This window comes from Arthrobacter sp. TmtSoilC77 (assembly GCF_059739415.1).
In genome coordinates this window covers 802528-828772 of the sequence record NZ_AP046050.1, presented here as the reverse complement: position 1 = coordinate 828772, position 26245 = coordinate 802528, and the positions used below count along the sequence as shown (strand labels likewise).

The 26245-nt window shown below is 61.6% G+C and carries 27 protein-coding genes; 11 read left to right on the top strand and 16 right to left on the bottom strand.

Annotated features, from left to right (window positions below; genetic code table 11):
* The first annotated feature begins 6 nt into the window (after positions 1–6).
* Both AC6I99_RS03980 and AC6I99_RS03975 read left to right on the top strand, forming a co-directional pair.
* Positions 7–948 (top strand): carbohydrate ABC transporter permease, encoded by a 942-nt coding sequence (locus AC6I99_RS03980; RefSeq protein ID WP_224094329.1) that lies wholly within the window; start codon positions 7–9, stop codon positions 946–948.
* Positions 932–1876, top strand: coding sequence for a carbohydrate ABC transporter permease (locus AC6I99_RS03975; RefSeq protein WP_224166437.1), 945 nt, complete (start codon positions 932–934; stop codon positions 1874–1876). Before AC6I99_RS03980 ends, AC6I99_RS03975 begins: the two co-directional genes overlap by 17 nt.
* Positions 1877–1909: 33 nt before the next feature.
* On the opposite strand, the gene yczE is transcribed toward AC6I99_RS03975, so the two are convergent.
* Positions 1910–2602: a membrane protein YczE gene (gene yczE, locus AC6I99_RS03970; RefSeq protein ID WP_224094325.1), complete on the bottom strand. Its 693-nt coding sequence runs from the start codon at positions 2600–2602 to the stop codon at positions 1910–1912.
* A 60-nt stretch (positions 2603–2662) separates the two neighbouring features.
* Here yczE and yczR point away from each other — a divergent pair, with 60 nt between their 5' ends.
* Positions 2663–4117 carry a MocR-like transcription factor YczR gene (gene yczR, locus AC6I99_RS03965; protein ID WP_497960376.1) on the top strand — a complete coding sequence of 485 codons (1455 nt, stop codon included), beginning with the start codon at positions 2663–2665 and terminating at the stop codon, positions 4115–4117.
* On the opposite strand, the gene AC6I99_RS03960 is transcribed toward yczR, so the two are convergent.
* Entirely contained in the window at positions 4114–4617 is a 504-nt protein-coding gene (locus tag AC6I99_RS03960; protein ID WP_497960374.1) for a DUF4188 domain-containing protein, read from the bottom strand. The genes yczR and AC6I99_RS03960 overlap by 4 nt on opposite strands.
* Before the next feature lie 79 nt (positions 4618–4696).
* Here AC6I99_RS03960 and AC6I99_RS03955 point away from each other — a divergent pair, with 79 nt between their 5' ends.
* Positions 4697–5272: a TetR/AcrR family transcriptional regulator gene (locus AC6I99_RS03955; protein WP_497960370.1), complete on the top strand. Its 576-nt coding sequence runs from the start codon at positions 4697–4699 to the stop codon at positions 5270–5272.
* A gap of 78 nt (positions 5273–5350) precedes the next feature.
* On the opposite strand, the gene AC6I99_RS03950 is transcribed toward AC6I99_RS03955, so the two are convergent.
* Both AC6I99_RS03950 and AC6I99_RS03945 read right to left on the bottom strand, forming a co-directional pair.
* Positions 5351–6043 carry an SRPBCC family protein gene (locus tag AC6I99_RS03950; protein ID WP_497960367.1) on the bottom strand — a complete coding sequence of 231 codons (693 nt, stop codon included), beginning with the start codon at positions 6041–6043 and terminating at the stop codon, positions 5351–5353.
* Complete coding sequence (locus tag AC6I99_RS03945; protein WP_224166432.1) at positions 6036–6671, bottom strand: ArsR/SmtB family transcription factor; 636 nt, start codon at positions 6669–6671, stop codon at positions 6036–6038. The genes AC6I99_RS03950 and AC6I99_RS03945 overlap by 8 nt, the downstream gene beginning before the upstream one ends.
* A gap of 95 nt (positions 6672–6766) precedes the next feature.
* On the opposite strand from AC6I99_RS03945, the gene AC6I99_RS03940 reads away from it, so the two are divergent.
* Complete coding sequence (locus AC6I99_RS03940) at positions 6767–7696, top strand: pseudouridine synthase (RefSeq protein WP_224167454.1); 930 nt, start codon at positions 6767–6769, stop codon at positions 7694–7696.
* 45 nt (positions 7697–7741) lie between these two features.
* Here the strand turns inward: AC6I99_RS03940 and AC6I99_RS03935 are convergent, their stop codons facing one another.
* A complete protein-coding gene (locus AC6I99_RS03935; protein WP_224166431.1) occupies positions 7742–8338 on the bottom strand; it encodes a helix-turn-helix domain-containing protein in 597 nt (198 codons plus the stop codon).
* Between the two features lie 77 nt (positions 8339–8415).
* Between AC6I99_RS03935 and AC6I99_RS03930 the strand changes: the two genes are divergently transcribed.
* Together AC6I99_RS03930 and AC6I99_RS03925 are read left to right on the top strand one after the other, a co-directional pair.
* Positions 8416–9345: an NAD(P)/FAD-dependent oxidoreductase gene (locus tag AC6I99_RS03930; RefSeq protein ID WP_224166430.1), complete on the top strand. Its 930-nt coding sequence runs from the start codon at positions 8416–8418 to the stop codon at positions 9343–9345.
* A gap of 36 nt (positions 9346–9381) precedes the next feature.
* Positions 9382–9642, top strand: a complete 261-nt coding sequence (locus AC6I99_RS03925) for a hypothetical protein (RefSeq protein WP_497960360.1) — start codon at positions 9382–9384, stop codon at positions 9640–9642.
* On the opposite strand, the gene AC6I99_RS03920 is transcribed toward AC6I99_RS03925, so the two are convergent.
* Positions 9639–10175, bottom strand: a complete 537-nt coding sequence (locus AC6I99_RS03920; RefSeq protein WP_497960358.1) for an O-acetyl-ADP-ribose deacetylase — start codon at positions 10173–10175, stop codon at positions 9639–9641. The two genes, AC6I99_RS03925 and AC6I99_RS03920, sit on opposite strands and share 4 nt — an antisense overlap.
* 53 nt (positions 10176–10228) lie before the next feature.
* On the opposite strand from AC6I99_RS03920, the gene AC6I99_RS03915 reads away from it, so the two are divergent.
* Positions 10229–10861 (top strand): DedA family protein, encoded by a 633-nt coding sequence (locus tag AC6I99_RS03915; RefSeq protein WP_224094316.1) that lies wholly within the window; start codon positions 10229–10231, stop codon positions 10859–10861.
* A gap of 7 nt (positions 10862–10868) precedes the next feature.
* On the opposite strand, the gene AC6I99_RS03910 is transcribed toward AC6I99_RS03915, so the two are convergent.
* From AC6I99_RS03910 to AC6I99_RS03875, 8 genes are all read right to left on the bottom strand, one after another.
* On the bottom strand, positions 10869–11174 hold the full coding sequence (locus AC6I99_RS03910; RefSeq protein ID WP_216921592.1) for a hypothetical protein: 306 nt from the start codon (positions 11172–11174) through the stop codon (positions 10869–10871).
* A 148-nt stretch (positions 11175–11322) separates the two neighbouring features.
* Positions 11323–14121, bottom strand: a complete 2799-nt coding sequence (ppc, locus tag AC6I99_RS03905) for a phosphoenolpyruvate carboxylase (protein ID WP_497960356.1) — start codon at positions 14119–14121, stop codon at positions 11323–11325.
* Between the two features lie 115 nt (positions 14122–14236).
* Positions 14237–14566 carry a hypothetical protein gene (locus AC6I99_RS03900; protein WP_497960354.1) on the bottom strand — a complete coding sequence of 110 codons (330 nt, stop codon included), beginning with the start codon at positions 14564–14566 and terminating at the stop codon, positions 14237–14239.
* A 43-nt stretch (positions 14567–14609) separates the two neighbouring features.
* Positions 14610–15737 (bottom strand): hypothetical protein, encoded by a 1128-nt coding sequence (locus AC6I99_RS03895; RefSeq protein ID WP_497960352.1) that lies wholly within the window; start codon positions 15735–15737, stop codon positions 14610–14612.
* On the bottom strand, positions 15734–17011 hold the full coding sequence (locus AC6I99_RS03890; RefSeq protein ID WP_497960351.1) for a glycosyltransferase family 2 protein: 1278 nt from the start codon (positions 17009–17011) through the stop codon (positions 15734–15736). Before AC6I99_RS03890 ends, AC6I99_RS03895 begins: the two co-directional genes overlap by 4 nt.
* Positions 17008–17835 carry an ATP-grasp domain-containing protein gene (locus tag AC6I99_RS03885; protein ID WP_497960348.1) on the bottom strand — a complete coding sequence of 276 codons (828 nt, stop codon included), beginning with the start codon at positions 17833–17835 and terminating at the stop codon, positions 17008–17010. Before AC6I99_RS03885 ends, AC6I99_RS03890 begins: the two co-directional genes overlap by 4 nt.
* A gap of 95 nt (positions 17836–17930) precedes the next feature.
* Positions 17931–18845: a PIG-L deacetylase family protein gene (locus AC6I99_RS03880; protein WP_309931164.1), complete on the bottom strand. Its 915-nt coding sequence runs from the start codon at positions 18843–18845 to the stop codon at positions 17931–17933.
* Between the two features lie 111 nt (positions 18846–18956).
* The gene (locus AC6I99_RS03875) at positions 18957–20546 is read right to left on the bottom strand and encodes a sigma-70 family RNA polymerase sigma factor (RefSeq protein ID WP_497960346.1); all 1590 of its coding nucleotides are present in this window, start codon (positions 20544–20546) and stop codon (positions 18957–18959) included.
* Positions 20547–20755: 209 nt separating this feature from the next.
* Here AC6I99_RS03875 and AC6I99_RS03870 point away from each other — a divergent pair, with 209 nt between their 5' ends.
* From AC6I99_RS03870 to AC6I99_RS03860, 3 genes are all read left to right on the top strand, one after another.
* Positions 20756–21451 (top strand): hypothetical protein, encoded by a 696-nt coding sequence (locus AC6I99_RS03870; RefSeq protein ID WP_224094302.1) that lies wholly within the window; start codon positions 20756–20758, stop codon positions 21449–21451.
* Between the two features lie 90 nt (positions 21452–21541).
* Complete coding sequence (locus AC6I99_RS03865) at positions 21542–23080, top strand: Ig-like domain-containing protein (protein WP_497960344.1); 1539 nt, start codon at positions 21542–21544, stop codon at positions 23078–23080.
* A 160-nt stretch (positions 23081–23240) separates the two neighbouring features.
* Complete coding sequence (locus AC6I99_RS03860; protein WP_224166421.1) at positions 23241–24068, top strand: DUF1684 domain-containing protein; 828 nt, start codon at positions 23241–23243, stop codon at positions 24066–24068.
* Between the two features lie 29 nt (positions 24069–24097).
* On the opposite strand, the gene AC6I99_RS03855 is transcribed toward AC6I99_RS03860, so the two are convergent.
* The gene (locus AC6I99_RS03855) at positions 24098–25369 is read right to left on the bottom strand and encodes an acyl-CoA dehydrogenase family protein (protein ID WP_497961915.1); all 1272 of its coding nucleotides are present in this window, start codon (positions 25367–25369) and stop codon (positions 24098–24100) included.
* The gene (locus AC6I99_RS03850; RefSeq protein ID WP_224094298.1) at positions 25369–26202 is read right to left on the bottom strand and encodes an SDR family NAD(P)-dependent oxidoreductase; all 834 of its coding nucleotides are present in this window, start codon (positions 26200–26202) and stop codon (positions 25369–25371) included. Before AC6I99_RS03850 ends, AC6I99_RS03855 begins: the two co-directional genes overlap by 1 nt.
* Positions 26203–26245 lie beyond the last annotated feature (43 nt).

The following is a 26245-nucleotide window of genomic DNA, read 5'->3' as shown; positions in this document are numbered from 1 at the left end:
TCCTCCATGAGCAGGCAAACGCTCACGAACCGCATAAAGGTTTCAGACAACGTACCCGTTCGCCAATCCCTCAGACAGCCTAAACGCCGCAAAGTGGGCCTGCTCTTCATTGCGCCCTTCAGTGTGCTGTTCCTCTTCGTCTTCATCGTCCCGATCTGTTATTCCGCCTACATCAGCCTGTTCCAGAACAAGCTGATCGGAGGAAGAGTCTTCATTTGGTTCGACAATTACGTAAAGCTTTTTCAGGACAGCCAGTTCTATGACGGCGTAATTCGAGTCGTTCTTTTTACCGCCATCCAAGTCCCCATCATGCTGTTCAGTGCCATCGCCCTGGCGCTTGCCATCGATTCCCTGCGGCTTCACGGTTCCCGGTTCTTCCGCATCGTGGTGTTCCTGCCCTACGCCATCCCCGCCATCGTCTCAACTCTTATGTGGGGATTTATGCTCGGCATCCGGTATGGACTTATAGGAAGCCTCAACAAGGCTGCAGGCACATCCTTCAATCCATTCGCTCCCGAAACAACGATGGTTTCAATTGGTGTCATGGTGACGTGGGGATTCACCGGCTACAACATGCTGATCTTCTATGCTGCTCTCCGGGCAGTCCCCCGCGAGCTCTACGAGGCCGCGGCAATCGATGGAGCAAACGAGTTCCAGATCATCCGGCACATCAAGCTCCCGGCGCTGCGGAGTTCACTTATCGTGACGATCATTTTCTCGATTATTGGCACCTTCCAGCTGTTCAACGAACCAAATATTCTCGCAACGCTCGTGTCCAACAGCGGCATAACCTCCTACTACACACCGAACATGTACGCGTACAGCCTCGCTTTCACCGGCTCACAGCAGGGATACGCCGCGGCACTTGCCCTGGTCATGGCAATCTTCACCATTGCCATCGCGTACGTGGTTCAAATCAAGGGAATGAAAAATGTCCTCAACAAGTAGCCCCATTGCACCAGTGACAGACCGGGCAACACCTACGCCCCAAGCTCCCCTGCGGCGCCAGAAGACTTTGTACACGCTGGCCAACCCGAGGAAGAGCACGTCCCTGACCCTTGTGACCGGGCTGTTCGCGCTTTACTGTCTCATTCCCATGGCTTGGCTCGTGATAAATGCCACCAAGTCGCAGGGAGATTTCGTTTCCTCATTCGGGCTGGGCTTCGGCGAACGGTTCGCGTTGTGGGACAACATCGTCCAGGTGTTCACCTTCCAGGACGGCATCTTTTCGCGTTGGCTGCTGAATACCATTCTTTACGTTGTAGCCGGCGCACTGGTGTCGACGTTCCTTGCCGCCTTGGGAGGCTATGCGCTCGCGAAGCACGACTTCGTGGGCAGACGCGTATTCCTTCTCATCGTGCTCGGTTCCATTTCTGTTCCCGGCATAGCACTTGCCATTCCGCAATTCCTGCTCTTTGCCCAGCTCGGAATAACCAACACGCCGTGGGCCGTCCTGATCCCTTCCTTCATCAACCCCTTTGGCCTGTACCTTATGTGGGTATTTTCCGATCAGGCCGTGCCCAACGGATTGATCGAGGCAGCGCGGATCGACGGCGCCGGGGAACTGCGCATCTTCCTGCAGATCGCTTTTCCCCTGCTTGCGCCCGCAACTGTCACCGTGCTGCTTTTCTCGTTCGTCTCAATCTGGAACAACTACTTCCTGCCGCTCATCATGCTTAAGGACCCAGCCTGGTACCCGCTGACGATCGGAATCAACCAGTGGAACAAGCTGGGCTCCACGGCGGGGAATGGCGAGCTCATCCAGAATTTGGTTATTACCGGCTCACTACTGATGATCGTTCCACTTATCGCGGCCTTCCTCAGCCTCCAGCGCTATTGGCAATCGGGTCTCTCGCTTGGAGCCATCAAGGACTGACGGATTCCAAACGACCAAGCTGCTGGCCTTTCGTCAGGCAGCTGGCGCCGCCGGCGCGGCCTCCACGGCTTCCGCGTGGGTGGTCGCGTTGGCCGTTTCCGGGATGTTTGCCGTTTCCGGGACCTTGGCCGGTTCCAAGGTCTTAGCTGGCTCCGGCACCATGAACTTCGGCAGGAGAATCTGCACGATCGGGCCGATTGCCAGCGCGTAAACCACCGTACCCACACCAACGGAGCCACCCAGCAGGAAGCCAACGGCGAGGACTACTACTTCAATTCCCGTCCGGACCAGGCGGACGGACCACCCTGTTCGGCGAACCAGACCCGTCATCAGGCCATCGCGGGCTCCCGGGCCGAGGCGTGCTCCGATGTAGCAAGCCGAGGCGATTCCGTTGAGGATCACGGCGCCGGCCAGCATGGCAATTTGCCCGCCCAGATGTGAGAACTCCGGGATGAGCCACAAACCCAGATCGGCGAAGACACCCACCAGCACCGCGTTCGCCAGCGTTCCGATCCCGGGCATTTGCCGCAGCGGGATCCAGAGGAGGAGGACGAGGAAGCTGACGGCGATCACCACAACACCAATGCTGAAGCCAGTCTTTTCCGATAGGCCCTGGTGGAAGACGTCCCAGGGATCCAGGCCAAGCCCGGCGCGGATAAACATGGCCAAGGAGATGCCGTACATCGCGAGGCCGATCAGGAGTTGTGTGATTCTTCGGGTCATCATGTAACCATGGTCGTGGAAAACTGGCCTTGCATTCCATAGCCAGTTTGGAATACTGGTCCTATGCCCGGCTCACTGAATCCCACCGCACTCGTCCGTCTCCTGGGCTCTTGGAACAATGGCGCCCTGCCCGCCTACCGGGAGCTGGCCGACGTCGTGCGCTTGCTGGTCATGGATGGGCGCATCCCGCTTGACGTCGCGCTCCCCAGCGAGCGGGCGCTGGCGCAGACCCTCGGCCTAAGCCGCACCACTGTCACCGCGGCCTATGCGAGCCTGCGCGAGCAAGGTTTTCTCACCTCGGGCCAAGGCAGCCGTGGCAGGACGAGCATCCCTCACCGCGCCGCACCTGTGAGCATTCCGGGCCTTGCCGCGCCCGAGGGACTCCTGGACCTGGCCTACGCATCACTTCCGGCCGCCGGCGAAGTTGTCCACCGGGCATTCGCTGACGCCCTCACCGAACTGCCTGCGTTGCTCCCCGGCTTCGGGTACGACGCCCTTGGAGTTCAGGCGTTGCGTCAGGCGATCGCTGGGAAATACTCCTCGGAAGGAGTGCCCACCACCCCGGATCAGATCCTGGTGACGTCCGGCGCACAGCACGCCCTCAACATCGTTCTCCATACGCTGGTGGGAAAGCAGGACAGGGTTCTGGTGGAACACCCCACGTATCCCAATGCCTTGGACGCCATCCGCGCAGCCGGCTGCAAAGTGCTGCCCGTGGCGTTACCGCCCCACGCCTCACCTGCTTGGGACGTTGATGCGATGGTCTCCACAATGAACCATCAGCGCCCCGCAATGGCCTACCTTGTGCCCGATTTCCACAACCCGACCGGGCGCATCATGTCGGACCTGCAGCGCCGCCGCTTGGCCCGGGCGGCCGCTGCCGCCGGAACGGTTCTGGTGGTGGACGAGACGTTGCGGGGGTTGAACCTCGACGGCGTCCGGACCTCGCCGATGTCCGCCTTCAATCCCAGCGTGGTTTCGATCGGTTCGCTCAGCAAATCCCATTGGGCGGGACTCAGAACGGGCTGGATCCGGGCGGAGGAGGAGATGATCACCCGGTTCGTGGCGACGCGGACCACCATGGACCTGGGCGGACCAGTGGTTGAGCAGTTGGCCGCCGCACGATTGGTCAGGTCCTTCGCGGAACCGCTCGACGCCCGCCTGGACCAGTTGCGGCAAAATCGGGAATCGCTACTGGCCTTGCTTGCAGAACACCTGCCGGAATGGGAAGTGGAACGGCCCCGCGGCGGGCTCACGGTTTGGTGCCGCCTGCCCAGCGCCTGCAGCACCGCCCTCACTGTGCTGGCGCCGGATTTCGGGCTACGGTTGGCGGCCGGACCACGCTTCGGAGTCGGCGGAGCTTTCGAGCATTACTTGCGCGTCCCCTACACCCTGCCACCCGCGCAACTCGAATTCGCCGTCAGTGGACTGCATGCCGCCCAGCAGAAGCTCGACGCCTCGCCCCAACTCCGCCGGACCCTGAAGACCGAGCGGCCGGCGGCCGTCGCAATCGCCTAGGCGCCCGCCGTTGAGGTCCGGGCGGCTGAGCCCATGCGCTGCTTCGCCGTGTTGCTGCCCGGGCCGACGGGAACATGGGAAGTTGCCTTGGCCAGGCCAAAAAGCGGCATCCCGTTGTACACCACTTCAATGCCCGACGCCGGTACCTGGTACGTCTCGTGCCAGACCCCGATGTCGCCACTGCCGGCAATTTCCTTCATGAACTTCCGCCATGGCCCCAGGTGTGGCGAATCGCGGTCCGCGGCAAAGCGCCTCAGATGCTCAGGACTTTCCCAATAACTGAGCAGGATGGTGGTGCGCCCAAACCACTGCTCGCTGCCGAGCAACCCTGCCTCGGGATTGGCGGCCAGATGTCGCATCATCGTAGGCATGGCTGATGCCACCCGCCCCACCTTGCCCATCTTCCACCACCGGTTGGCGCGCATCCCGATCAGGAAGACAGTCACTGTTTCGCGCCCGACGTCCGCCGTGAAGCGTCCGGGAAAGATCTCCTCTGCCATGTCACTCCTTTGGTGGGGAATTCGGGATTCCCGGTTTCATAACGTTGTTATGAAACAATGTTATGAAACACTTGGACGTATGGCAAGACCCATAGTTCACGATCAGCACGTCCAGCAACGGCTCCTTGAAGTGACCGCCGAACTTGTGGACCGTGAAGGCCCCGCGCGTGTCACTCTCCGCGATGTTGCCACAGCCGCAGACACGTCCACCTCTGCGATCTACTCGCTCTTCGGCGGGAAAGCGCAACTCCTGACGGCCGCCGTCGACGACGGTTTTCGCTCCTTTGGGGAGTCCCAGCAGGCTGCGGCAAAAGACGGACTCCGCGGCCTGGGCAGCGCATACCGCGAGTGGGCCTTGCAGCATCCAGCCCTTTACCGGCTGATGTTCGGCGGCGCACTGGCGGCCTATGTTGATTGCAGCCCGACGCCGGAGGTCGCCTCAGCCTCCATGCTTCCCCTGGTGGAGGCGGTCACCAAGGCGCAGCAAGCGGGAGGGCTCCGACAAGACGACCCCGCTACCGTGGCCATGGCGATTTGGGGGCAAGTTCACGGCTTGGTCAGCCTGGAGCTGGCGCAAGTGGACAACCATGGCACGGATTGGGCGGGAATCTACGAGGCAGCATTGGACGGTGTCGCCCGCGCGTGGGCCCCGTGAACGCAAAGTGACTGGCAATAGTTGTTGTTCCCAGCGCTGGGAACAACAACTACTGCCAGTCAGTTGGGCGGGAAACCCCTACGCGTAAACCTTCTCCAGAAACGCACCCCACGCCTTCGCCGTCAGTTCGGAGTCCCCCGAGCCACCGAATTCATGCACGGTCATTCCTACCGGTGCACCAAAAGCGTTCCTACCGAAGAATCGGAACAGCGTATCTGCGGTGCGCAGGCCCAGGAAGTTCTCGTTGGAGAAGTCCACCTCGCCACTCAGCCGGCCTACGCCGTCGACGTCCACCTCAAATGGCGTACCGGCTTCCACGCCGTCCACGCCCAAGGCCTTTTTCAGTTGCACAAATCCGTCGGGAGTCTGCGACGAAGCAGGCGCCTGGATATCCGTGAAGACCACGGGCTGCCCATCGAAGTACTGCAGATACTGGCCCAGGGTGTGGAGGTAAAACTCCGTGTGCTTGCTGGCGCCGTCGTACTGTTCGTCCCAGTTGTCGTCAAAGATGCCGCAGTGGACGTAGTGGAGCTTTGCCCGGCCACCCTCCACAGGCTCCAGGACATGCTCCAATTGGTTGAACCAACCGTTGGGACCTTCCATCCGCGACACAAGATGGTTGGGATATTCCTCTACAGTCTTCACGTCGGGCCACTGGTCCGTGGGAAACATCCAGGCCGCCGTGTCCTTGGTGACCGCCTGCCACACCCGCTCAGGAGTGCCCGGCAGTTCGGTGTCCGCCACGATCTCGAATTTCCGGTTGTCAGTCATTGCCTTGTTCCTTTTCTGCTGATTTTTCCGTTGACTGGGTTTTGAGGGTGGGATGAAGTACGACGACGAGCCGGTGCTTTCGTGCGCCGCCCGCCACTGCGGTAGCACCGCCGTCGTGGTACTTATCGACGAGGCGCGTGACCGCTACGCCGAGTTCCTCAGCGAAAGCGGCGCGGTCCGCAGCTGATCGGAAAGTAATTTCGCCGTCGATCGCGAAGCTCGCGAGCTTCTTCTTGGCCGCGGCCGCACCCGAAATGAGCTTGCCCATTTCCTGGACCGTGCGGGAGGCGAGCGCCAGGAGCCAGAAGGCGGAGAACCTGTCGGCGAAACGCTGCGGATCCGGGGCTACCGAAGCCAACGCGACGGGCGAGATCAGGTACGAGGCCGCCGTCGCCTGGAGGACGCGCTCGGTGACGTTGCCTTTCCGGCGCTCTTCCACAAGCTCCACCAAGCCATGACGCTCCAGGGCCTTGAGGTGATAGTTGACCTTTTGCCGGGGTAACCCCACCTTGGCGGCCAGTTGAGTGGCCGACCCAGGCTCGGCGAGCTCCTGCAGAATGCGCGTGCGGATCGGATCCAACGACGCCTCTGCCGCGGCTGCGTCCTCAATCACTTCGATGTCCAACATGCTTCAAGTATGCCTACCGACAAATTTTATTGTCAAGAACTTTTTTATCGTCGGTCTGCGACTGCGTTGTCGGGCCACAGTAGAATTGTCCGGTGATGCAATCCCCCCTTCCCGTGCGCGACGGCGTAAACGCGACCCGCCTGCGCCTCCCGGATGACGGGCCGTGGGACACCGCGATGGACTACATGATGCATCGCTGGGGACACATTGATCCGCAGGGCATCGAGGACCGGTTCGATGCCGGCGAAATCGTGGGCGAGGGCGGCATACCCCTGGACCGCGGGACAAAACTCGAAGACCACACCTTCATTTGGTACTACCGCACGCTCCCGCCCGAAACGCGGCTGCCCGTGGAAATCAACATCCTCCACCAGGACGAGCACATCCTCGTGGTGGACAAGCCACACTTCCTCCCCACCACTCCAGGCGGGACGTACATCCAGGAATCCGCGCTGGTCCGGCTCCGGAACCTCCTGAATCTCCCGGATCTCATCCCCATGCACCGCCTCGACCGGATGACCGCCGGCATCCTGCTGCTCTCCACCAACCCGGAGACGCGCGGAAAATACCAAGTCCTCTTCGAGAAGCGACAAGTCCAAAAGGAATACGAGTGCGTGTCCGCCGCGACGCCCGCCGCAGGCTATCCCGCCGTCGAGTTCCCCACAGTGGTCCGCAACCGCATGACCAAGTCCCGCAGCTATCTGCTCGCCGAAGTTATCGATGGCCTGCCGAACGCGGAAACGCGCATCGAACAGACAAGAACGTTCGACGCCGGTACTCACCAGCGCGCGCTGTACCGGCTGGAGCCGCACACCGGTAAGACGCACCAGCTCCGCGTGCATATGGCCTCGCTCGGTCTCGGCATTGTCAACGACGCCTTCTACCCGGACCTGCTGGACAAAGCCCCGGACGATTACAGCAAGCCACTTCAGTTGTTGGCCCGCGGCATCACCTTCGTGGATCCGATCACCAACAAGCCCGTGGAATACCGTAGCCGGCTGAAGCTCAGCGAAGCACTCGACTGAGTCCCCCCGCCTCTGGGCACTATCCCAATCTGATCTGCGCCTGGGCTAGCGCCCTTGCTCCCGGCTGGACTTGGCACGGACATGCATCCGTTCCCCCTGCTGCCCGAAGAGGCTCAGCACTTCCGCAGACTGATCGCCCGTACTGCCGAACCAGTGCGGCACCCGGGTGTCGAACTCGGCCACCTCACCGGGCCCAAGAGTTAAGTCATGGTCACCCAGAACGAGCCGCATACGGCCGGAGAGAACATAGAGCCACTCATATCCCTCATGGGTCTTGAGTTCAGGTTCGATCTTCGAGTTGGGGATGACGATCTTCCAGGCCTGGACTCCCCCAGGGTGCCTCGTCAGCGGAACTACTGTCCGCCCGTTTGCCTGCCGTGGTTTGAGGCGTATCCGGGGATCTCCAACGTCCGGAGCGCCCACCAGATCATCCAGGGGCACGTGGTAGGCGTGCGCCAGCGGAAGGAGCAGTTCCAAACTGGGGCGTCGCTGCCCCGTCTCCAGCCGGGACAATGTGCTTTTCGAAATACCGGTCGTAGCAGCGAGGCTGGTCAGGGTCACATTGCGCTGGTTACGCAATCGTTTGAGCCTGGGGCCGACCTGATCAAGCGCCGATGCGATCACTGTTGCAGTGTCATCCATGGCCCCATCCAACGCCAGATTCCCGAAAACAGCAACGTTTGTTGTCGAAGTAGGGAAGTCCAAGGAGCCTTGAAGACATGAGCGACTATGACGTAATCATTATCGGCGGGGGATCTGCCGGCCTGTCCGCGGCACTGGTGTTGTCACGGGCACGCCGGAACGTTCTCGTGGTGGACTCCGGGGAGCCGCGCAACGCTCCCGCTGCCCACATGCAAGGGTTCCTGTCCCGTGACGGCATGCCCCCTGGAGAGTTTCTGGCAGCAGGACGGAACGAGGTCAAGGAATATGGGGGCGAGATCCTGAACGCCATGGTGAGCGAGATCGTGCAATGCGGAGAGTCCGCGTTCTCGGTTCTGCTGGCACACGGCCAACGGGTTACCGCCCGACGCCTGCTGATCGCAACGGGCCTCACTGATGAGCTGCCGGACATACCGGGACTTCGGGAGCGATGGGCCCGCGACGTATTGCACTGCCCGTACTGCCACGGCTACGAGGTACGTGACCAACCGTTGGGCGTCCTGGGTGGCTCTCCGGACACAGTCCGCTACGCACAGATCATCCGCCAGTGGAGTGAAGACGTAGTGCTGTTCACGCCCGCTGACACTCTGTCGGTCGATCAGCGCTCCCAACTGGTCGCCAGATCCATCGGCATCGTCGAAGGCAAAGTGGAGCGCGTCTTGGTCGAGAACGGCCAGCTCTCCGGAATCCAAATGGATGACGGCCGCGTTGTCCCCCGCAAGGCACTGTTCGTGCCGCCCAGCTTTGCCCCAAACAACGAGCTTCCCGTTCGCCTCGGCTGCGAAATCGACGAGAACGGCTGGCCTGTCACGGACGTTCACGGACAAACAACCATTCCCGGCGTATGGGTCGCCGGCAATGTTGCAAACCCCCGAGCCCAGGTCATTACCGCTGCCGGTGAAGGCTCCGCCTCGGCCATAGCCATCAACGCCGACCTCGTAGATGAGGACATCCGGAACGCCGTCCGCACCTTCAACCTGGGTCTTTGACCCGGCAAACCTCCTCAACAGAATTATGGAGCACCAATGACAAAGCCTGCAGCCCCCACCACACCCGTAAAGGTCCCGCCGCCAAACAAGCACCAACTTGCGCTAATGATCTGGCTCGCTGTATTCCCGACCCTCGTAGCGATCAATGCGGTGCTCGGTGAATGGCTCGGAACCCTGGCTCCTGTGTTGCGGACCTTCATCCTGGCCACCATCGCTGTCCCGATCGTCATCTACGGCCTCATGCCCCAACTGCACCGCATGCGCGCCCACCTGATTACTCGACGCTCGCCCAACTAGCTGAACACGGACCGGAAGACCGCCGTCGTATCCTCCGAAAACAGGACGAACTCCACCAACTCTAGGCCGCTGGCCGTCCCGGCATCATCTGCAGACGCAGATGAAAACGAACTCACGGCGTCGAACGCTACTTCCGCGACCTCCCGGGCATCCCAACCAAAGATTCCAGCGCTGATCGCGGGAAAAGCGATAGACCGTGCACCCAAGTCCACGGCCGCATTCAGGCTTTCCCGGAAGCAAGAGGCGAGGAGAGCAGGATCGGTTTGGCCGGCACGCCGGTTGGGACCCACGGTATGAATCACCCAGCGCGCCGGGAGCCTGAATCCGGGAGTCACGACGGCGGCGCCAACAGCCAGGCCGTCCGGCACTTTGGTGCGACGGACCTCGCGGCAGGCCTCCAGCAGTTCCGGCCCGGCGGCCCGATGTATCGCACCGTCCACTCCCCCTCCACCGAGCAGTGAAGAGTTGGCGGCGTTGACGATCGCATCTACATCGCGCGTGGTGATGTCCCCGTGCATGATTTCGATCTGCATTGCGCCAGTCTCCCGCCGAGCGGCCATGGCGGCAAGTGCGGTACCTTGTGCCAATGGACTTCATCGCCCCCGAGACGTGGGGATCCGCAATTTACTTGTGGATCGTTCCCATCGTGCTGGGCGATGCCATCTTCCCACCGATCCCGTCCGAAATGGTGGTCATCACCGGCGGTGCGCTGGCGGCCGACGGCCACGCCAATTTCTGGCTCATCCTCCTACTCGCAGCCTTCGCGTCCTGGCTCGGAGACATGGCAGTCTACGTGCTGTTCAAGCGGCGGGTGAGCCATGTACTTGATCGCTGGGGATGGGGCCGGAAAGTCCACCGTGGAATCCACGAGGCTATCGCCAAGGCAGGCCGATCCTCCACCTACGGCGCCATTATTGGCGCCCGGTTCGTCCCTGGCGGCAGGCTCGCAACCTCGTCCGCAGCTGGAATCGCCAACGTCTCGGCCCGCGGCTTCAGTCTCTGCGCGGGGTTGGGCGCAGTGCTGTGGGCGGTCTGGCAGGTGGGCCTGGGCTATTTCACAGGCTCTGCAACCAAACTGCCGTTCTGGGCCAGCTCACTGATTGGGGTGGGCGTCGGCTTGGTCATCGGTGTGGTGGTCGGGTTGATCGTGACGCGGCGGCGCGGGAGCCGTTCCCCAGTGGATGAACCGTTCGACGGCGATCTGCCGCAGCCGGAGTGACGCCAGCCTAAATCGGCGCCCAGCGTCCGCGGCTACGACGCAGCACGTAAAGGCTCCCGGTCAACGCAACGCGTTCGACGGCGTCGCGCATCATGGCAGCCGAGGTTCGGGCTTCGTCGTTCTCACCCGTGTAATCGCGGGCGTCAACCATGAAGCGGAGGCTGAGCTGCGGGACTCCTCCCACGATATCGAGCTGGTTCGATTCGACATGATGGCGGGTTTCCAAAGCTTCGATGGCCGCTGCCATGACTGATTCGGGAGGGTTGCCAGGCTTGAGGCCAGTGATCTTCAACTTGGTCTGGAACGACGGCATCCAACAACCCTAACGCTCCGGCACAGGTGCTTTAAGCCGGAACGTTCCCCCGCCCCGTCGACATTTCGAAGGGTGAGAGAGCGTTCCGGAAAAACCGACCGGATGTGAGAGAACGATCCGGAAAAACCGGCAGGATGTGAGAGAACGTCTAGCCGGTGTTACGCAGGCCGGCGGCCACTCCGTTGACGGTGATCAGCATGGCGCGCTGGAGACGTTCATCAATTTCCGCGCCGGACACCGATTCCTCGCGGACGCGTCGCAGCAGCTCCACTTGGAGGTAACTGATGGGGTCCAGATACTGGTCACGGATTTCCAGGGACCGCTTCAGCGTGGGCTGGGCGTCCAGAAGTTCAATCTCTCCAGTGAGGCGTTCGATTTCGGCCACGGTGAGCTCGTACTCGTCCCGGATCATGTGGAACAGGCGGTGCAATTCCTCCGGGACCAACGAGGAAACGTAGTGTCCCGCGATTTCCATGTCGGTCTTGGCCAAGGTCATTTCGACGTTGGAAATCACCGAACGGAAGAAGTGCCAGCGGTCCATCATTTCCATCAGCTGATCAGCGTCGCCGGCTTCCCGTGCTGCCTTCAGGCCGGAGCCCACGCCAAACCAGCCGGGAACGATCTGACGGGACTGCGTCCAACCGAACACCCACGGGATCGCACGGAGGCCACCCAGGCCTGCTCCGGAATCGGGCCGCTTGGAAGGGCGTGATCCGATGTTCAGGGAACCCAGCTGCTCCACAGGTGTGGACGCCAGGAAATAGGCCGGAAGATCGGCGTCGTCGATCAATGCCCGGTAGCGTGCAAAGGCAGCATCGGAAATTGTTTCCATGACGTTCGCGTAGCGCACGCGCTCGTCTTCGGAGGTACGCGGAGTCCGGTGCAAGGCAGAACCCTGCATGACTGCTGCCAGGGACAGCTCAAGGTTCTCGCGGGCAAGCTCGGGAAGTGAGTACTTGTCCGAGATGACCTCGCCCTGCTCCGTGAACTTAATTTCGCCCTCGAGGACACCGTTGGGCTGGGCCATGATGGCGTCGTACGTCGGACCACCACCACGGCCTACGGAACCACCACGGCCGTGGAACAAGCGGACCCTCACACCGTGCTTGGCAGCCACATCGCGCAGCTTCCGCTGGGTCTTGTGGATCTCCCACTGGCTGGTCATGACACCGGATTCCTTGTTGGAATCGGAGTATCCGAGCATGATTTCCTGGACGTCGCCGCGGAGCCGGACCAGTTCACGGTAGGACGGATCGGAGAGCAACTGATCCACAATCTCAGCGGACGCGCGGAGCTCCTCGACGGTTTCCAGCAGCGGAGCAAAGCCGATCTTGGCGTGCGGCTTTGCCCCGAAGAGGTCAATCAAACCAGCCTCGCGTGCCAGCACAGCTGCCGCCAGGACGTCATCGGCGCCTCGGGTCATGGAAATAATGTATGTTTCCACGACGTCCGGACCGTACGTGTGCAGGGCCTGGCGGATGCTCCGGAAGACGTCGTAGGTGCCGTCCGCAGTGCCTTCGAGTTTGATCGGGTGGCCGGAGAGCGGACGGCGTGAGGCCAGCTCGGCACCGAGGAATTCGAAACGTTCCTCGCGGGTCAAGGAGACGTACGGCTTCTCGGCACCAAGGCGGTCCACGAGCTGTCCGACTGCATCGTGGTGGTAATCGGCATGTTCGCGGATGTCCAAGGTTGCCAGGTGAAGGCCGAAGGCTGCGATCGCACGGCGAACACGTGCCAAGGCGCCATCGGCAACAAGGCCCGCAGCGTGGTTCCGGAGCGACGCCTCAAGCAGGCCGAACTCGGCCAGCAGCTCACTCGTGGTGGCGTAGTCCCGGCCGGGCTCATGATAAGTCGAGGCGGAAACGCGGCGGCCCGTATTGATGAGCTTGGCCTTGATACACGTGAGCTTGAGTCGATAAGGCTCCTGGGCATTGAGCTCCAGGATGCGCTTGTCCAGACCGGGGAGGTTCTTGAGGTCCACCTCGATCGAATCCAGCAACTCCTGGTCAGCCCCGAACAGGGCGGTGGAGTTGGACAGCACCGAGATCAGCTCGTCGATCAGCGCAATACTGATCCGGACCGCATTCTGGTTCTGCAACTGCAGGATTTCGCGCGTAACAGCCGCGGTAACGTTGGGGTTTCCATCGCGGTCGCCACCGATCCATGAACCGAAACGCAGCGGCGCGCTTGCGGCGGGCAGGACCACCCCGTGCTCGGCAAGGAGTTCGGAAAGGTCGGTCAGCATCTCCGGCATGGCATCGGTGAGGATGCTGTTCAGGTAGTAGATCGCGTTACGGGCTTCATCCACAGGCGTTGGCCGGACCTGGCGAAGCTCATCGGTCTGCCACATTTGGTCGATGATTTCCGAGAGCTGGCGATCCTGGCGGCGTCGGGCAGTGGTTCCCTCTTCCGTGGGCTGGGCCAGGACGTCGGAGAGTTTGCGGACCTTGTCCAGCACTGAGCGTCGCGAAGCCTCCGTGGGGTGTGCCGTGAAAATGGGCCGCACGTCAAGCTCATTAACAACGTCCTGAAGGACCTGAGGCCCAGCCTGGCCGGCAATTTCCGTAACGGCCTTCGCAAGCCAGCCGTCCTTCTCCTGTCGGGTCCTTAGCCCGCGGACGCGGTGGACCTGCTCTGCCGCATTGCTGAGGTGGAAATAGAACGCGAAGGCGCGAACCAGATCCGTCGCCTGGTCCAGAGGCAAGGACGCGAGCAACTCGCGGACCTGGGCTACGACGTCGTGCGCGCTCCATGGACCGGTCGCGTCCGCCCCGCCCCGCGCAGCCTCTTTGGATTCCTTGGTCAGCAAGCGGACCTGCTCCACGAGCTGCAGCAATTCCGGGCCGTGTTGTCGCACCAGGGACTCACCCAACAGGGTGGAAACCCGGCGTACATCAGCCCGCAGTTCTGCAGCGAGATCGGTGTCTTGATGGGCAGTGTGAACCATAAATACTTACCTTCGGCTGGTTTTGGCTCGTACACTGCGCTGGATACTGTGAGCCGGGTTACTAATGTTTCCTACGGGATCTTACCCGCACCAGACTCGACCTCGGGAATACGTCTCAGATTTTGGCCTCACCGGATTGCTGCCTGGCTATCTTGTCGGCCGACGGCGGCAGGACCACCTTCTCGGCGAATAGCCCGACCCCTGCCGTGCCCGGACCGGCTACCAATTTCTCGTGCCTTCGCTGCCGCATTTCCTCGCGGGCTGCCGCGGCCTCCATTTTGGTCGGCGCACCAGTGGCCGGCTCGATCATGGATAGGACACTCCCGAGTGTGCCCGTTGCCCCCTTCGCGGAAACACCCTTCTGCACCAGCCGTGTGCCAGCCCAAACCGACCCGACAATCAGTGCAAGGCTTACTACTGCCGTCATCACGGATTCCATGCCCATGCGCTCAGGGTACGCCTCGGGATGAGCGCCGGACAGCCCGCAATTACCGGACCCAAGCCTTCCGCAAGACCTCCCAATGCGCGTCGGTCATGAGGCTTACGGGTGTCACGGACACCGAGGTGGCCCCGCCCCGGGAAGCCTCACGCAAAGCCGTTTCGAACCTTTCCGGGGAGATCGTGCCGTCATCGGACCAGAGCCCGATAGACAATGACATGCGGGAGCCCGCGCGGCGGGTCAGGGCTTCTGCGAGGTCCTTCGTCCGCGGCGAGCGCTCGGCATTAAGTCCTACGTACTCCCAAACGTGGAGCCGGTCGAGCTGCTTTAGCAAGAGGTCGTAATCATGGCCGCTGTCGGCGCGGTCCGCCGACGGTGAATCCCGCGGCGAGCGCACGTCCATCTCCAGCCGGACGCCATAGGGTTCGACGGCGGCTCCCACCCTGCGCACGATGTCAGCCATGGCTTCGCTCCGCCACGTGCTGATCCGGGCATCCGACTGGTCGATCCCGCCTTCATGGTTTCTGGGCCAGTCATATTCTCCAGTGGTGGCTTTGAAGTCATCGAAGTCATCACTGCCAAAGGTGAAATCATCGAACATCAATTCCGTGAGATTCACCGCTGTGGGCCGGTACTTCTTCGCGACGGCGGCAGACAAGGAAGCCAAGCGGGCGCCAGCCTTGCCGTGCCGCAGGGACGACACACTGGCGAAGGCTTTGGATGGCTCACCAGCGATATTCCGACCTGCCAGGGAGAGGTCCTCACTCAGCGCACGGTCCAACAGGACATCGATCGTGAGGATCACATCCCGTTCCTTCCCGCTTTTCGCCAATGCTGAGATCGCCTCCCCCACGAAGTCCCGTCCAGTGCGGGAAACCTCATAAGAGGCCGAGCCGGCTTGGCCGGACCAAGGAAAGGCCGTCCAATCTGTGCGTCCGACGGAGATCGATACGGCGGTGGCGTCCACGGCTTCCAATCGTTCCGCCAGATCCACAAGGTATGAACGGTCCTCGTTGACGACGTCCTCAAACCCAAGATTCACCATGCGGTCCATCGGACGAACCTCCGTTTCTGCTCCACACGCGGCGACACCCGTCAATGCAACGCCAAGGAGAACGGAGCCCACCAGGGCAGCACTTAGCCTGGCAAACAGCATCCTGGATCCGAAAGCCTTCATACCCCTGCCTCGTAGCGGGGGCCGGATTCTGTGGCTGTTACGGAAATGACGCCCGTCCGTTGCAACTTGTTCCAGACGGCAGGGCTGCCGCGGATCTCCTTGATGATTGCGCTGGCTAAAGCCAGGCCAACGAATACCGAATACAGGGGCCACAGGGGCAGCGTCCATAGAAAACGAAGGTCCTTCCATGAACGGTTGAGGCCAATGGAGAAGACAATTAGCGCCAGGGACACAAACAGTCCCAACCAGCCAAGAATGGCGAGGACTTCACCGGGTACCGGACCAGAACCAGCGAGGTACAGGAACGGCAGCACAGCCAAAATGGCAAGTTGCAGCACAGGGATCACCACCATGGTGATGGCATTGAACAAAAGAAACATGCCAAACAGCCCGTAACGCCGTCGGCCCAGCATACCGATATGCATCCGGAGCGTCTGAAGCAGGCCCCGCGACCACCGAACGCGCTGCCGCCACAATCCGCCCATCGTTGACGGCGACTCGGCATAGACCAGGGCTGAGGGCTGGAACCTCACCCGGTAGCCGGCCTTGTAGACACGCCAAGTGAGCTCAAGATCCTCACCGAGCGTGTCCTCGTGAAAACCGCCTACCAGCTGGACTACGTCACGGCGGAAGGCACCTATGTTCCCGGAGACGATCGGCAGGCAATGCAGCAAGGACAAGGCCCTGCGGACCAGGCCTGTCCCGACGTGGCTTAGGACGGCAAGCATCATCGTTTGAACGCGATTCAGGTTAACCGGCCGGTCGTCGCCGCATACCGCTCCTACCTTGGTGTGATCAAAACCCTCGAGCATGCGCATCAGGGTGTCGGGGGCAAAAATGCCGTCGGCGTCGACAAACATCAGGATGTCTCCCTTGGCCTTGGCGATGCCATAGTTGAGCGCAGCCCCCTTCCCTGCGTTCGTTTGGGAGAGAAACCGGACCCGATCATATTGATCTGCAAGCCCTGCCATGATGCTGGCGGTGGAATCAGTGGAACCGTCGTCCACCAGAATCACTTCCAGGCGTAAATAGCGGCTGGCAAGTATCGACTCGACGCAACTGGTGATCACCACCGCCTCGTTATAGCCGGGCACGATCACAGAGACCAAGGGCCGGTCAGTGATGACGGAATAGCGATGCCTGGCGGAGTTGGAACGGTAAAGCCGGTTGAAATACAAGGCCAGTGGAACGTAGACGATTTTGACCACACCGAAACCGAGAATCAGCACGCCTCCAACCTGGACAAACGCCAGGGCAGCATCAAGAGGTGTCACGCACGCCTTCCGGTCAATCGACCGGCGACATATCGGCCCAGGACGTTCTCCAGGAGTTCGGGGGCGAACGCACTGTTTGCACCGAACCTCGCGTTGATCTCCAGTACCACCGGGCTTCCGTCCTGCAGGCGGCGCACGTCCACGTCGATGGGCCCTGTCAACCCGAGCGCGGTCACGGCTGAATCAGCCAATTGAGCAACGTCGGCACTCCCGGCTCCCTCGATCCTCCTGACGGACACGGCGTTACCCACGCGTCCCTCTTTGAGTTCTGTCTTCTCCAGCACCACCACAAGATCGTCCTGACCCGGCTCAGGCCTGTGGTGGAGGACCACGGGCGCGTACTCCGTTCCAGGCGCGAATCTTTGCACAATCCAGGAATCGTCCAAGGAGGACCAGACGTGGGCGGCGTTCCGGCCGCCGTCGGCAGCCTTTTCCAGTACCTGCACCCCGCGTCCGCCGCGCGAAATCCGAGGCTTGACCACCAGGGATCCCCCTAGCCGAGCCATCGCCTGATTGACAGAGGCGAAATCGCCGGGCAGCCCGAAATCCGGGACAGCGACGCCTGCATTGGCAAGGCATCCCATGGTGAGGAATTTGTCATTCGCGGTTCGAACGGGTGCGGGGTCCGCAATAAGGACCTCGACATTAGGAGCGAAGCCTTGCCTGGCTTCGGAAACCAGGACGAGTTCATCGCTGACGGTGGGCACCACAAGATCGATGGCATGGACGCCCGCGAGTCCCCGCAGTTCCCAAAGATAGTCGGGAGAGCTGGAGGCCGATACCAAGGCGACCAGGTGAGCCGCGGAACCGTTCACTGCTTGCATATCAACGCCCAGGACCCAGTGTCCCAGTTCTCTTAGCTGGCGCGCCAAGGAGGAGCCAGCTGGTCCTCCGACGCCTGTTACGAGTACCCGAACCATCAGAACTCCCCTACGGCAGAGCCAAGCAGCCGAACAGGTTCGAAACCCTCTGCGTATGTCGTCTTTACTTGCGAGCCCCTGAACGCTGCGAGGCTCCGTACTCTTTCTGCACTCATGTAAGGCTTGCCCTTTTGGTTCCGGTGCATGGCAACGGCGTGAATCTTTACGTCCACATACCCCGCGATATCCACGAAGACGCTGGGATCGAATTGCCGTGTGGATGAAGGACTCTCGAAGCACAGGATGGAGGAGTGCTGGCGGGCCGCCCGCATGGTCGCACTGTGTACGGCCTGATGGTCCTGGTGGTAATCGTTACGGGAATGGGTAATCACAACGTCGGGGCGAAAATCGCCCATCACGACCTCAATCGCCTGGACCATTTCATCCCCATGTTCGGCGAGGCTGGTGTCCGTAAAGTCGTGGACATGGACTTTGGAGGCGCCCATGAAATCCGAGCCTGACGCGGCTTCGGTCAAACGGATGGCACTGTCTCCACCCTTTCCCCCCGAGCTCATCACCATGGTTCGGACTTCATGGCCGGCATCGGCCAATTTGGCGAGGGTGGCACCGCAAGCCAATTCCAGATCGTCAGGGTGGGCTCCTATGGCCAGCACCCTTCGGGGCTGCGAGGCCACACCATGATGAATCCTGAAGGCGGGCGCGACAAGAAAGCCCACAATCAACCCGGCTCCTGCGAGCAGGACTACGATCTCAAGCCACGGGCGGTGCGCCGGCTCCATTGCGCATCCCACCAGTGACAGCAGCAACAGGGCGCCCAAACTTGCCATGGCCCATCGGAGGCCATGCGGCGAGCTGAACCTGCGGACGAACCAGTTTTGACCGATCGGGGCCAAAGCCCAAACCGCCGCCAACGCGCCCAGCAAGCCTGCAACGGCCAACAACGTTGCTTTCATATTTCCCCTAAATTGCACAGACAAAAGAGCGGCTGCCCTCTCGGGGCATTGCCTCTCAGTTAGTGGCCGGCGGAATAGGTTCGTGACGCTGCATCCGGCAGTGATTTGCTGTCAGTATTTGTGCACAAATTCGCCCGCTGCGAGGCCACTCCCACTCAGGGAATATGTCAGGACACCGGCGCCCTTTTTACGCTTGGATTCGGCGGAAACCTGAAAATGGAGATCGCTCCGCCGTGCCGAAGCTGTAATGCAGGTGACGGCTGTCCGCCCCTCCATGGAGCAGGACCACCCTTCCGGAGCAAGCAGCGAACTCTCCTGGATCCGAGCATCCATTTCTACTGAGAACACGGCTTTGGCCGGTCCCAGGGACTGTGAGCCGCCGATCCCAAAATCCACCTCCATGGCCGTCATGCCGGAACCACGGTCCTTGGGTATCCGCACCGACGCTGTCACCGCCACAAGTGACGCGGGCAGGGCTGTTGCAGCTGGTGAGGCGGGGACGGGCGATGGAACAAACTGTTGAGGCGACGGCTGGGACTCCGAGCCGGAAGGGACCGGGCCAACGGCCAAGGGTTCGGGCGCGGCGGCGGACGGTTCAGACGCGACGTTCGACGGTGACGGCTCACCCGCAACTGGCGAACCGGGCAACGCCGGGCTTGGATTCGACGTGGGTACCGGACCCGGGGTCCCGATGAAAGATTCCTGACGGGAGGAACTGGTTTCAACGGCCAACTGCTCCATGGGGACATCCGGCGTCAAGCGACCAACGATTCCCACCGCGCCTAGAGCCAGGCCCAATCCTGCCACCGCAACCATGGCCATTACCGCTGGTTGCCCAATAGCCGGCACGACTATCGCCGCCTTGATGGGGACCAGCCCTCCCAGGAAACCCAGTCCGGCACCCTTAGCTGCCAAGGTGGCGAGAGGTATGCCGGTCACGAGCGGGATAAGCACAGCCCTCATGGTTCCCTGAACGTCCTTTAGTTCCGAGAGGGCAAGGGTGCATTTCGAGCAACCATTAAGGTGTTGACGCATCTTGCGTTCAGCAATCCTTGAAAGTCCTCCTCGAATGTATGTACCGAGTTTCGATGCGAATCCAGCGCAGTCACTGTCCAGTGCTTCCGCCACGTGGGCTTGCAGGTATTGCCGCCTCAGGCCTTCCCGTGCCCGGAGCGCCAGTGCTGACACGGCATTCGCGGACAGACCCAGGAGTGGTGCCACCGCCGCTGGCTTCATTCTTTCCACGTCCAGATACCAAAGCACCGCCTGCCACCGCTCTGGAAGGGCGCGAAATGCCTTTGCCACCGTATGGGATTCGAAGGCTTTGACTACGGCATCGGGTTCCGGCATCGTACGGTCAAGAATGGCGTCGTCGCTACTGGGCAGCGACCGCCCGGCCTTCCGGTTCCGATGATGTGACAGGCGGGTGACAGTGGACAGCAGATAGGCCCTGAAGAAGTTGTCCGGCCCCCGTCCCGCAACGAGGCTCTGCAATACGGCTTGGAAAGCCTCGGCCACAACATCCTCGGCATCACTTGGATTGTCCACGTTTCGCCGGGCCACTGTGGACGCGACAGACACATGGCGTTCATACAGTTCATCGAATGCGGACATGTCACCGCCGCGCACCAACCCGATAAGATGACCATCGCTCTCAACTCCTGCGCTGGAAGCGTTGTCGGTACCTGTCCCGGATGCCATTTAAGGCACCCCCACAACATGAAAAATCGTGCCCATATAGACGGAGTGGGCATCAAGCTCAAGTCATGACGCGAATTTGTACAGAACCTTTATTAAAGAGAACCTCGTGCCCGTTTTCGTCATGAATCCTTATTCGGACGCACTATTCGGTTATGACATCGTTCCGGACAAAATCATTCGCTGAATGTACATTTTCCCGACACCTGTTGATGCGCAGATGGCAGACCACCAGTTATCAGCATGGTTGGCGGTTCCCCGCAGACTGGTTCCTGCCCGAGGTCCGCTCGGTGGTGACGTCGCTGGCTACACGGGCCAGTGTTCCACCTCCTACAGCAAGATCCTTGGGCGCGGCGCGAGCCCGGAACGGCGTTGGTATCAGTGAAACCATGACGGATTTCCGCGCCCTCTTCCTTGCAGCAGACCGGAACATGGACATCGAGGCTCTCCAATCCTTGGCTGAAGGATGGGCAGAGGCCGCCGAATCGGCACCGCCGATTTCGTGCACGGACGTTCAGACGGGGCTGGCCACGCAAGCCCATTTCCAGCGACGTATCCACGAACTCTCCACTTTTGGGGTGGCATGTTCCCACCCTTACGCTCTAGCGGTCCTGTCACTGCCCCAACCTCTTGAGAGCCGCGGCCATTGCTGGACGCTTCTGGCGCGGCTCGGAGAAACTGTTCAACGGCAGCTGCACGGGACAGGCGCTACGGCCATGTACAAGAACTCTGCTGTCCACGTGCTGTTGCCCCTCTCAGCAGGCAACCTTGGGCAACTCATGGAGTGCAGAACTGCCATGGAAAGCCTGGGTGAAGGGGCCCTCCGCCCCGCGCGCATGCAGTTCTTCCCGTTGGCAAATTCCCCTTCAGAACCAGCGCCTCAGGATTACCTTCCCGAAGCAATGTGAGTGAAGCCTGTTGGTGCCGTCACGAACAGCGTCGAGCCGCCACTCACATGCGACGAGACACGCTTCCGCATTCGAAGGACTATCCAACACATGAAGAATCAGCTCCATCTAAAGTCCGCCTCTCTGGTGGCCGCACTACTGGCCGTCGTAGTGACAGCCTTCGGGCTCGCCTGGTCGGCAGGGCCAGCCAATGCTGCCGTGATCCCGGGTGCAGCGGTCACCATCAGCACGGATTCAGTAGTTACCAGCCAATGGGACCAAGTAAACCTGACCTGTCAGTGGTCCGTCCCTGACAACTCGCAACCGGGCGATACCTTCAACCTGCAGCTGCCACCAGAACTTCGCTGGTTTGGTGCCGCGTCATTTGATCTTGACAACGCCGACGGCGAAACAGTCGCCAAGGCGGCAGCCAACGATGCAGGACAAGTGGTCTTCACGTTGACCGACTTCGTGGCGGAACATCCCAACAATGTGGGTGGGACGTGTAATTTCAGCACGCAATATGCTGTGCAGCCGGGCACCGGCGAAACGACCGAACTGAACTTCACCGTGGGATCAACAGTGGTACGCGTGCCTGTCCATGTCGACGGTCCATGCACCAAGGACTGCGATCCCGCTCCCCCTACTTCGGCGGGCAAGTCGATGTGGTGGGCCGACGCTCCGCAAACTGAACTTGAATCCATCTTTTACATGCCTCCAATGCCTTCAGAATCAAACGACGTCGTTGTGACGGACACGCCCGCCGCTGGCATGGAAATCGATTGCGACCACATCACTCCGCGCGTCGGCAGGGTTGTCAGCAGCTCCGGAAACATCACCGAACCAATGGACAACGAGCGATACCCCGCAACTGTCGAGTGCACTCCCCGCGAAGCAACCGTGCGATGGACGGGCCTGCCAAAGGGTGAACGGGTGGAGCTGTTCGTCGTCACCAAAGTGACGGACAGGAAGCTCAACGTCTACACCAACAGCGGAACCGTAACCATTGCGGGTGAAGAAACCCCTGTCGGCGCCGAAACGCGGCGGACCCACGCTGACGGAACAGGCGACGGAACGGCAAGCCCCACGGCAACACCCACGCCGACGCCGAGCCCCAGCACCGGAACGCCCACACCGACGGCAACGCCGACGCCGACGCCGACGCCGACCACCAGCACTGCAACACCCACACCCAGCGCCACCGCAACACCCACGCCGACGGCAACCCCGTCACCGAGCCCGACCACCAGCACAGCAACACCCACGCCGACGCCGACCACCAGCACTGCAACACCCACACCCAGCGCCACCGCAACACCAACGCCGACGCCGACCACCAGCACAGCAACACCCACACCCAGCGCCACCGCAACACCGACGCCGAGCCCCAGCACAACAACACCTGCATCCACACCCAGCACAGCAACACCCACACCCAGCGCCACGGCAACACCCAGGCCGAGCACAAGCACCGCGGTGCCTGTAGCGACCGACGAGCCCACTCAACCCGCAGAAGTTACGGCGCCAGAACCCCTTGCTTCGACTGGCGCTCAAAGCCCGGCGTTCATCTTCGCAGCCGCCGCGCTGTTGGCCTTGGGATCGCTGCTCGCTTTCCTGGGCGCCCGGCGTTCGGCAAGTCGACAGCACTGACCAACCGACCGATGGGCCGTGCATTGGGTGCACGGCCCATCGGTGCCCTCCGGGAACGCACCCTTCCGGGAGCGCACCCTTCCGGGAATGCACACCGGCGGCGCATAGTTGAGGAGATTGCAAAGCCGCCAACCGTGGCTCACATCTGCCGAGGAGAACCATGAGCTCGCCCACCACTGCAACAGATGCCCAGCTTGCCCGTTGGGAGCGGTTCCGAGCGTCTCGGAACGCAGCACTGGCCTCCGATCACGGCTGGCTGACGCTGACCTCGTTTCAGTGGCTCGAGTCGGAGCCCTCGGAAGTTGAGTTTGCTCCGGGGCTGTGGTCAACGGACGGCACGACTGCAACCCTCACGGCCACCAGAGGGGATGGCCTGACCCTCGTTGAGAGCGGGGAAAGCGTCGATGGCACAGTGACGGCGACCCTGCAGGATGAAGAGTCCCTCATGTGGGTGCAGTACGGCGGCGAGGACGGCAAGCAAGTGGTGGTGGAGCTTGCGATGCGCGCGGATAAGTATGCCATCCGGACCAGGGATGCGGGCTCGCCCGTTTTTACGGACTTCGCTGGGGTTCCCACCTACGACTACAACCCGGACTGGGTGATTCAGGGTCGGTTCGAACCCTATGACCAGCCGGTGGATGTACCCATCGGAACGGCCAACCCTTTGGTGGACGGCGTCCATCGCTCGGTCGGGGAAGTGGTGTTCCGGGTTCCTGGCGTCGCCCATGAAGTTCGCCTCCACGCCGAGGAAGAGAAACTCGGTGCCTTGAACGTGACGTTCCACGATGAGACCAACGGCGACACCACGGATGAATGGCGGAAGGTTTTCATCCCCCGCCCACGCCCGGATGGATCCGTGGTGATCGATTTCAACCGCGCCATCAACTATCCCAGCGCTTTTACCCCTTACGGCACCTGCCCCATGCCGGTCCGCGGAAATTCCATCGATGTCCGCGTTGAGGCTGGCGAAAAGATCCCTCAGGAGTAGAGCGCGGGGCGCCCGGACAGCGAAAGTGGCTACACGATGGCGGAGACGCCCGTTACGGCACGGCCCACGATCAACGAGTTGATCTCGTATGAGCCCTCATAGGTGAAGATGGCCTCGGCGTCGGCAAAGATCTTCGCGATTTTGTAGTCGGTGACGATGCCGTTTCCGCCCAGGATGGAGCGGCCCAAGGCCACGCTTTCACGCATCCGTGCACTGCAGTATGCCTTTGCCAGGGCCACCTGGGCCATGTCGGCACCGCCGTGCCGGACACCCTGCGCGTCCCGGGAAATGCCCTCCTGTAGTTGGGCGATCCGCACCATCATCCCCATGCTGGCCACGGCGTTGCCGAGCATATCCACCAGGTGCTGCTGGATCAGCTGGAACCTGGCAAGGGGTTTACCGAACTGCAGCCGTTCCACCGCATATTGCCGCGCGACATCGAAGGCTGCCAACTGCTGGCCGACCGCCTGCCAGGCAACCATGATCCGTGAACCGCGCAGGAGGTGGTTCGTATCCGAGAAACTGCTGATTCCGGCGAAACGGTCTGATTCCGCGACGTGGACGTCTTCGAAGAGAATGTCGGCGTTCTGCACAGTTCGGAGCGCGATCTTGTTCTCGATCCGGCTCCGGGTGATGCCTGGCAAGGAGGCGTCCACGATGAATGCCCGAACGGCGCCGTCGCTTTCGTCCTTGGCCCACACCAGCATGTAGTCGCAGAACGTCCCATTGCCGATCCAGCGCTTGGCGCCGTTGATCACCCAGTAATCGCCGCCGTCCGACGCCGCTCTTTCCACACGCCGGGCTGTGGTCTGCATGCCGCCCGCGACGTCGGACCCATGCTCTGGTTCGGTGAGCGAGAAGGCGCCTGTAGTGCGGAGGTTCGAGGCGTCGTCGAGGTATTTGTCCTGTTGGGCGTCGCTGCCAAAGTCGTAGAGCGACTCAACGAAGAGATCGTGGTGGACCATGAAGAACGTCGCGATGGAGGTGTCCACGCGCGTCATCTCGGCTATGACCAGCCCGGCGAACAAATGTGTGTAACCGCGCTGGGCCGGAGCACTGAGGCGAAGGGCCGCGAGCTTGGGCAGGATCTGTTCGGGGAACTCGGCCTTGTCCCACCACTGCCCTGCGTAGGGGGCGATCTCGGAGGCAAGGAAGGAACGGAGCTCGTTGAGTTTCCGCTGTTCCTGGACGCTTAGGAGAGATTCAAAGTCGAAGAAGTCAGCCGTAGGCAGGTCCGCCACAGATGCTGGTACCTGACCCACCAAAGCCGCAGTAGTCGGCCCACCGCTGTAGTCGCCCATCATTTCAGACCCATGCGGATGGCGCCGTCCAGCCGGATCGTCTCGCCGTTCAGCATCGCATTCTCGACGATGTGTGCGGCTAGATTGGCGTATTCGGCCGCGCGGCCAAGCCGTGCAGGGTGAGGTACCTGCTGGCCGAGTGACTCCTGGGCAGCCTGCGGCAATCCGGCCATCATTGGGGTCTCGAAGATGCCGGGGGCAATAGTGGCAACCCGGATCAGCGAGCGGGCGAACTCGCGCGCCAAGGGCAATGTCATCGCCGCAACCGCACCTTTGGACGCGGCATAGGCAGGCTGGCCGATCTGCCCTTCGAAAGCGGCGACGGACGCCGTGTTGATAATGACTCCGCGTTCGGGGCCGCCCAATTCAGTGGAAACCGGCTCGCTTTCCACCATGGCCGCAGCTGCCAAACGGATGACGTTGAAGGTTCCGACGAGGTTGATCTGGATGACTTTGTTAAATGTCTCGAGCGGCAGAACACCCTCGCGGCCCAGGACCTTGCCCGGCGTCGCGATGCCGGCGCAGTTAACGACTATTCGCAGGGTTCCCAGTGAAGCAGCGGCGTCGACGGCGGCCTGGACCTGGGCTTCGTTGGTTACGTCGGCGGGGGCGAAGACGGCCCGCGGACCCGCATCGCCGCTGGCGGAACCTACCGCATTCGGGCCAACCGCCGAGCCAATGGCGTTCAACTCCGCCGCATAATCTTCCCCGGCAGAGTTTGGCAAGTCCACCAGCACCACCGACGCTCCGCCGTCGAACAAGCGTTTGGCGGTTGCCGCGCCCAAGCCTGACGCCCCGCCGGTGACCAGCGCGACCGTGCCCTTGATGTCCATCCATCCTCCTTGATGCAGACTCAAATCCGTTAATGCATGTTAA

What these genes read in the sequence shown, in the direction of transcription:
- AC6I99_RS03940 (WP_224167454.1), top strand. Translation starts at nt 6,767, where the DNA reads ATGCAATCCCCCCTTCCCGTGCGCGACGGCGTAAACGCGACCCGCCTG.
- yczR (WP_497960376.1), top strand. Translation starts at nt 2,663, where the DNA reads ATGCCCGGCTCACTGAATCCCACCGCACTCGTCCGTCTCCTGGGCTCT.
- AC6I99_RS03915 (WP_224094316.1), top strand. Translation starts at nt 10,229, where the DNA reads ATGGACTTCATCGCCCCCGAGACGTGGGGATCCGCAATTTACTTGTGG.
- AC6I99_RS03875 (WP_497960346.1), bottom strand. Translation starts at nt 20,546, where the DNA reads ATGGCATCCGGGACAGGTACCGACAACGCTTCCAGCGCAGGAGTTGAG.
- AC6I99_RS03910 (WP_216921592.1), bottom strand. Translation starts at nt 11,174, where the DNA reads ATGCCGTCGTTCCAGACCAAGTTGAAGATCACTGGCCTCAAGCCTGGC.
- AC6I99_RS03960 (WP_497960374.1), bottom strand. Translation starts at nt 4,617, where the DNA reads ATGGCAGAGGAGATCTTTCCCGGACGCTTCACGGCGGACGTCGGGCGC.
- AC6I99_RS03860 (WP_224166421.1), top strand. Translation starts at nt 23,241, where the DNA reads ATGAGCTCGCCCACCACTGCAACAGATGCCCAGCTTGCCCGTTGGGAG.
- AC6I99_RS03870 (WP_224094302.1), top strand. Translation starts at nt 20,756, where the DNA reads ATGCGCAGATGGCAGACCACCAGTTATCAGCATGGTTGGCGGTTCCCC.
- AC6I99_RS03945 (WP_224166432.1), bottom strand. Translation starts at nt 6,671, where the DNA reads ATGTTGGACATCGAAGTGATTGAGGACGCAGCCGCGGCAGAGGCGTCG.
- AC6I99_RS03950 (WP_497960367.1), bottom strand. Translation starts at nt 6,043, where the DNA reads ATGACTGACAACCGGAAATTCGAGATCGTGGCGGACACCGAACTGCCG.
- AC6I99_RS03930 (WP_224166430.1), top strand. Translation starts at nt 8,416, where the DNA reads ATGAGCGACTATGACGTAATCATTATCGGCGGGGGATCTGCCGGCCTG.
- AC6I99_RS03980 (WP_224094329.1), top strand. Translation starts at nt 7, where the DNA reads ATGAGCAGGCAAACGCTCACGAACCGCATAAAGGTTTCAGACAACGTA.
- AC6I99_RS03855 (WP_497961915.1), bottom strand. Translation starts at nt 25,369, where the DNA reads ATGGGCGACTACAGCGGTGGGCCGACTACTGCGGCTTTGGTGGGTCAG.
- AC6I99_RS03885 (WP_497960348.1), bottom strand. Translation starts at nt 17,835, where the DNA reads ATGCAAGCAGTGAACGGTTCCGCGGCTCACCTGGTCGCCTTGGTATCG.
- AC6I99_RS03925 (WP_497960360.1), top strand. Translation starts at nt 9,382, where the DNA reads ATGACAAAGCCTGCAGCCCCCACCACACCCGTAAAGGTCCCGCCGCCA.
- AC6I99_RS03895 (WP_497960352.1), bottom strand. Translation starts at nt 15,737, where the DNA reads ATGAAGGCTTTCGGATCCAGGATGCTGTTTGCCAGGCTAAGTGCTGCC.
- AC6I99_RS03975 (WP_224166437.1), top strand. Translation starts at nt 932, where the DNA reads ATGTCCTCAACAAGTAGCCCCATTGCACCAGTGACAGACCGGGCAACA.
- AC6I99_RS03880 (WP_309931164.1), bottom strand. Translation starts at nt 18,845, where the DNA reads ATGAAAGCAACGTTGTTGGCCGTTGCAGGCTTGCTGGGCGCGTTGGCG.
- AC6I99_RS03955 (WP_497960370.1), top strand. Translation starts at nt 4,697, where the DNA reads ATGGCAAGACCCATAGTTCACGATCAGCACGTCCAGCAACGGCTCCTT.
- ppc (WP_497960356.1), bottom strand. Translation starts at nt 14,121, where the DNA reads ATGGTTCACACTGCCCATCAAGACACCGATCTCGCTGCAGAACTGCGG.
- AC6I99_RS03865 (WP_497960344.1), top strand. Translation starts at nt 21,542, where the DNA reads ATGAAGAATCAGCTCCATCTAAAGTCCGCCTCTCTGGTGGCCGCACTA.
- AC6I99_RS03850 (WP_224094298.1), bottom strand. Translation starts at nt 26,202, where the DNA reads ATGGACATCAAGGGCACGGTCGCGCTGGTCACCGGCGGGGCGTCAGGC.
- AC6I99_RS03920 (WP_497960358.1), bottom strand. Translation starts at nt 10,175, where the DNA reads ATGCAGATCGAAATCATGCACGGGGACATCACCACGCGCGATGTAGAT.
- AC6I99_RS03900 (WP_497960354.1), bottom strand. Translation starts at nt 14,566, where the DNA reads ATGGGCATGGAATCCGTGATGACGGCAGTAGTAAGCCTTGCACTGATT.
- yczE (WP_224094325.1), bottom strand. Translation starts at nt 2,602, where the DNA reads ATGATGACCCGAAGAATCACACAACTCCTGATCGGCCTCGCGATGTAC.
- AC6I99_RS03935 (WP_224166431.1), bottom strand. Translation starts at nt 8,338, where the DNA reads ATGGATGACACTGCAACAGTGATCGCATCGGCGCTTGATCAGGTCGGC.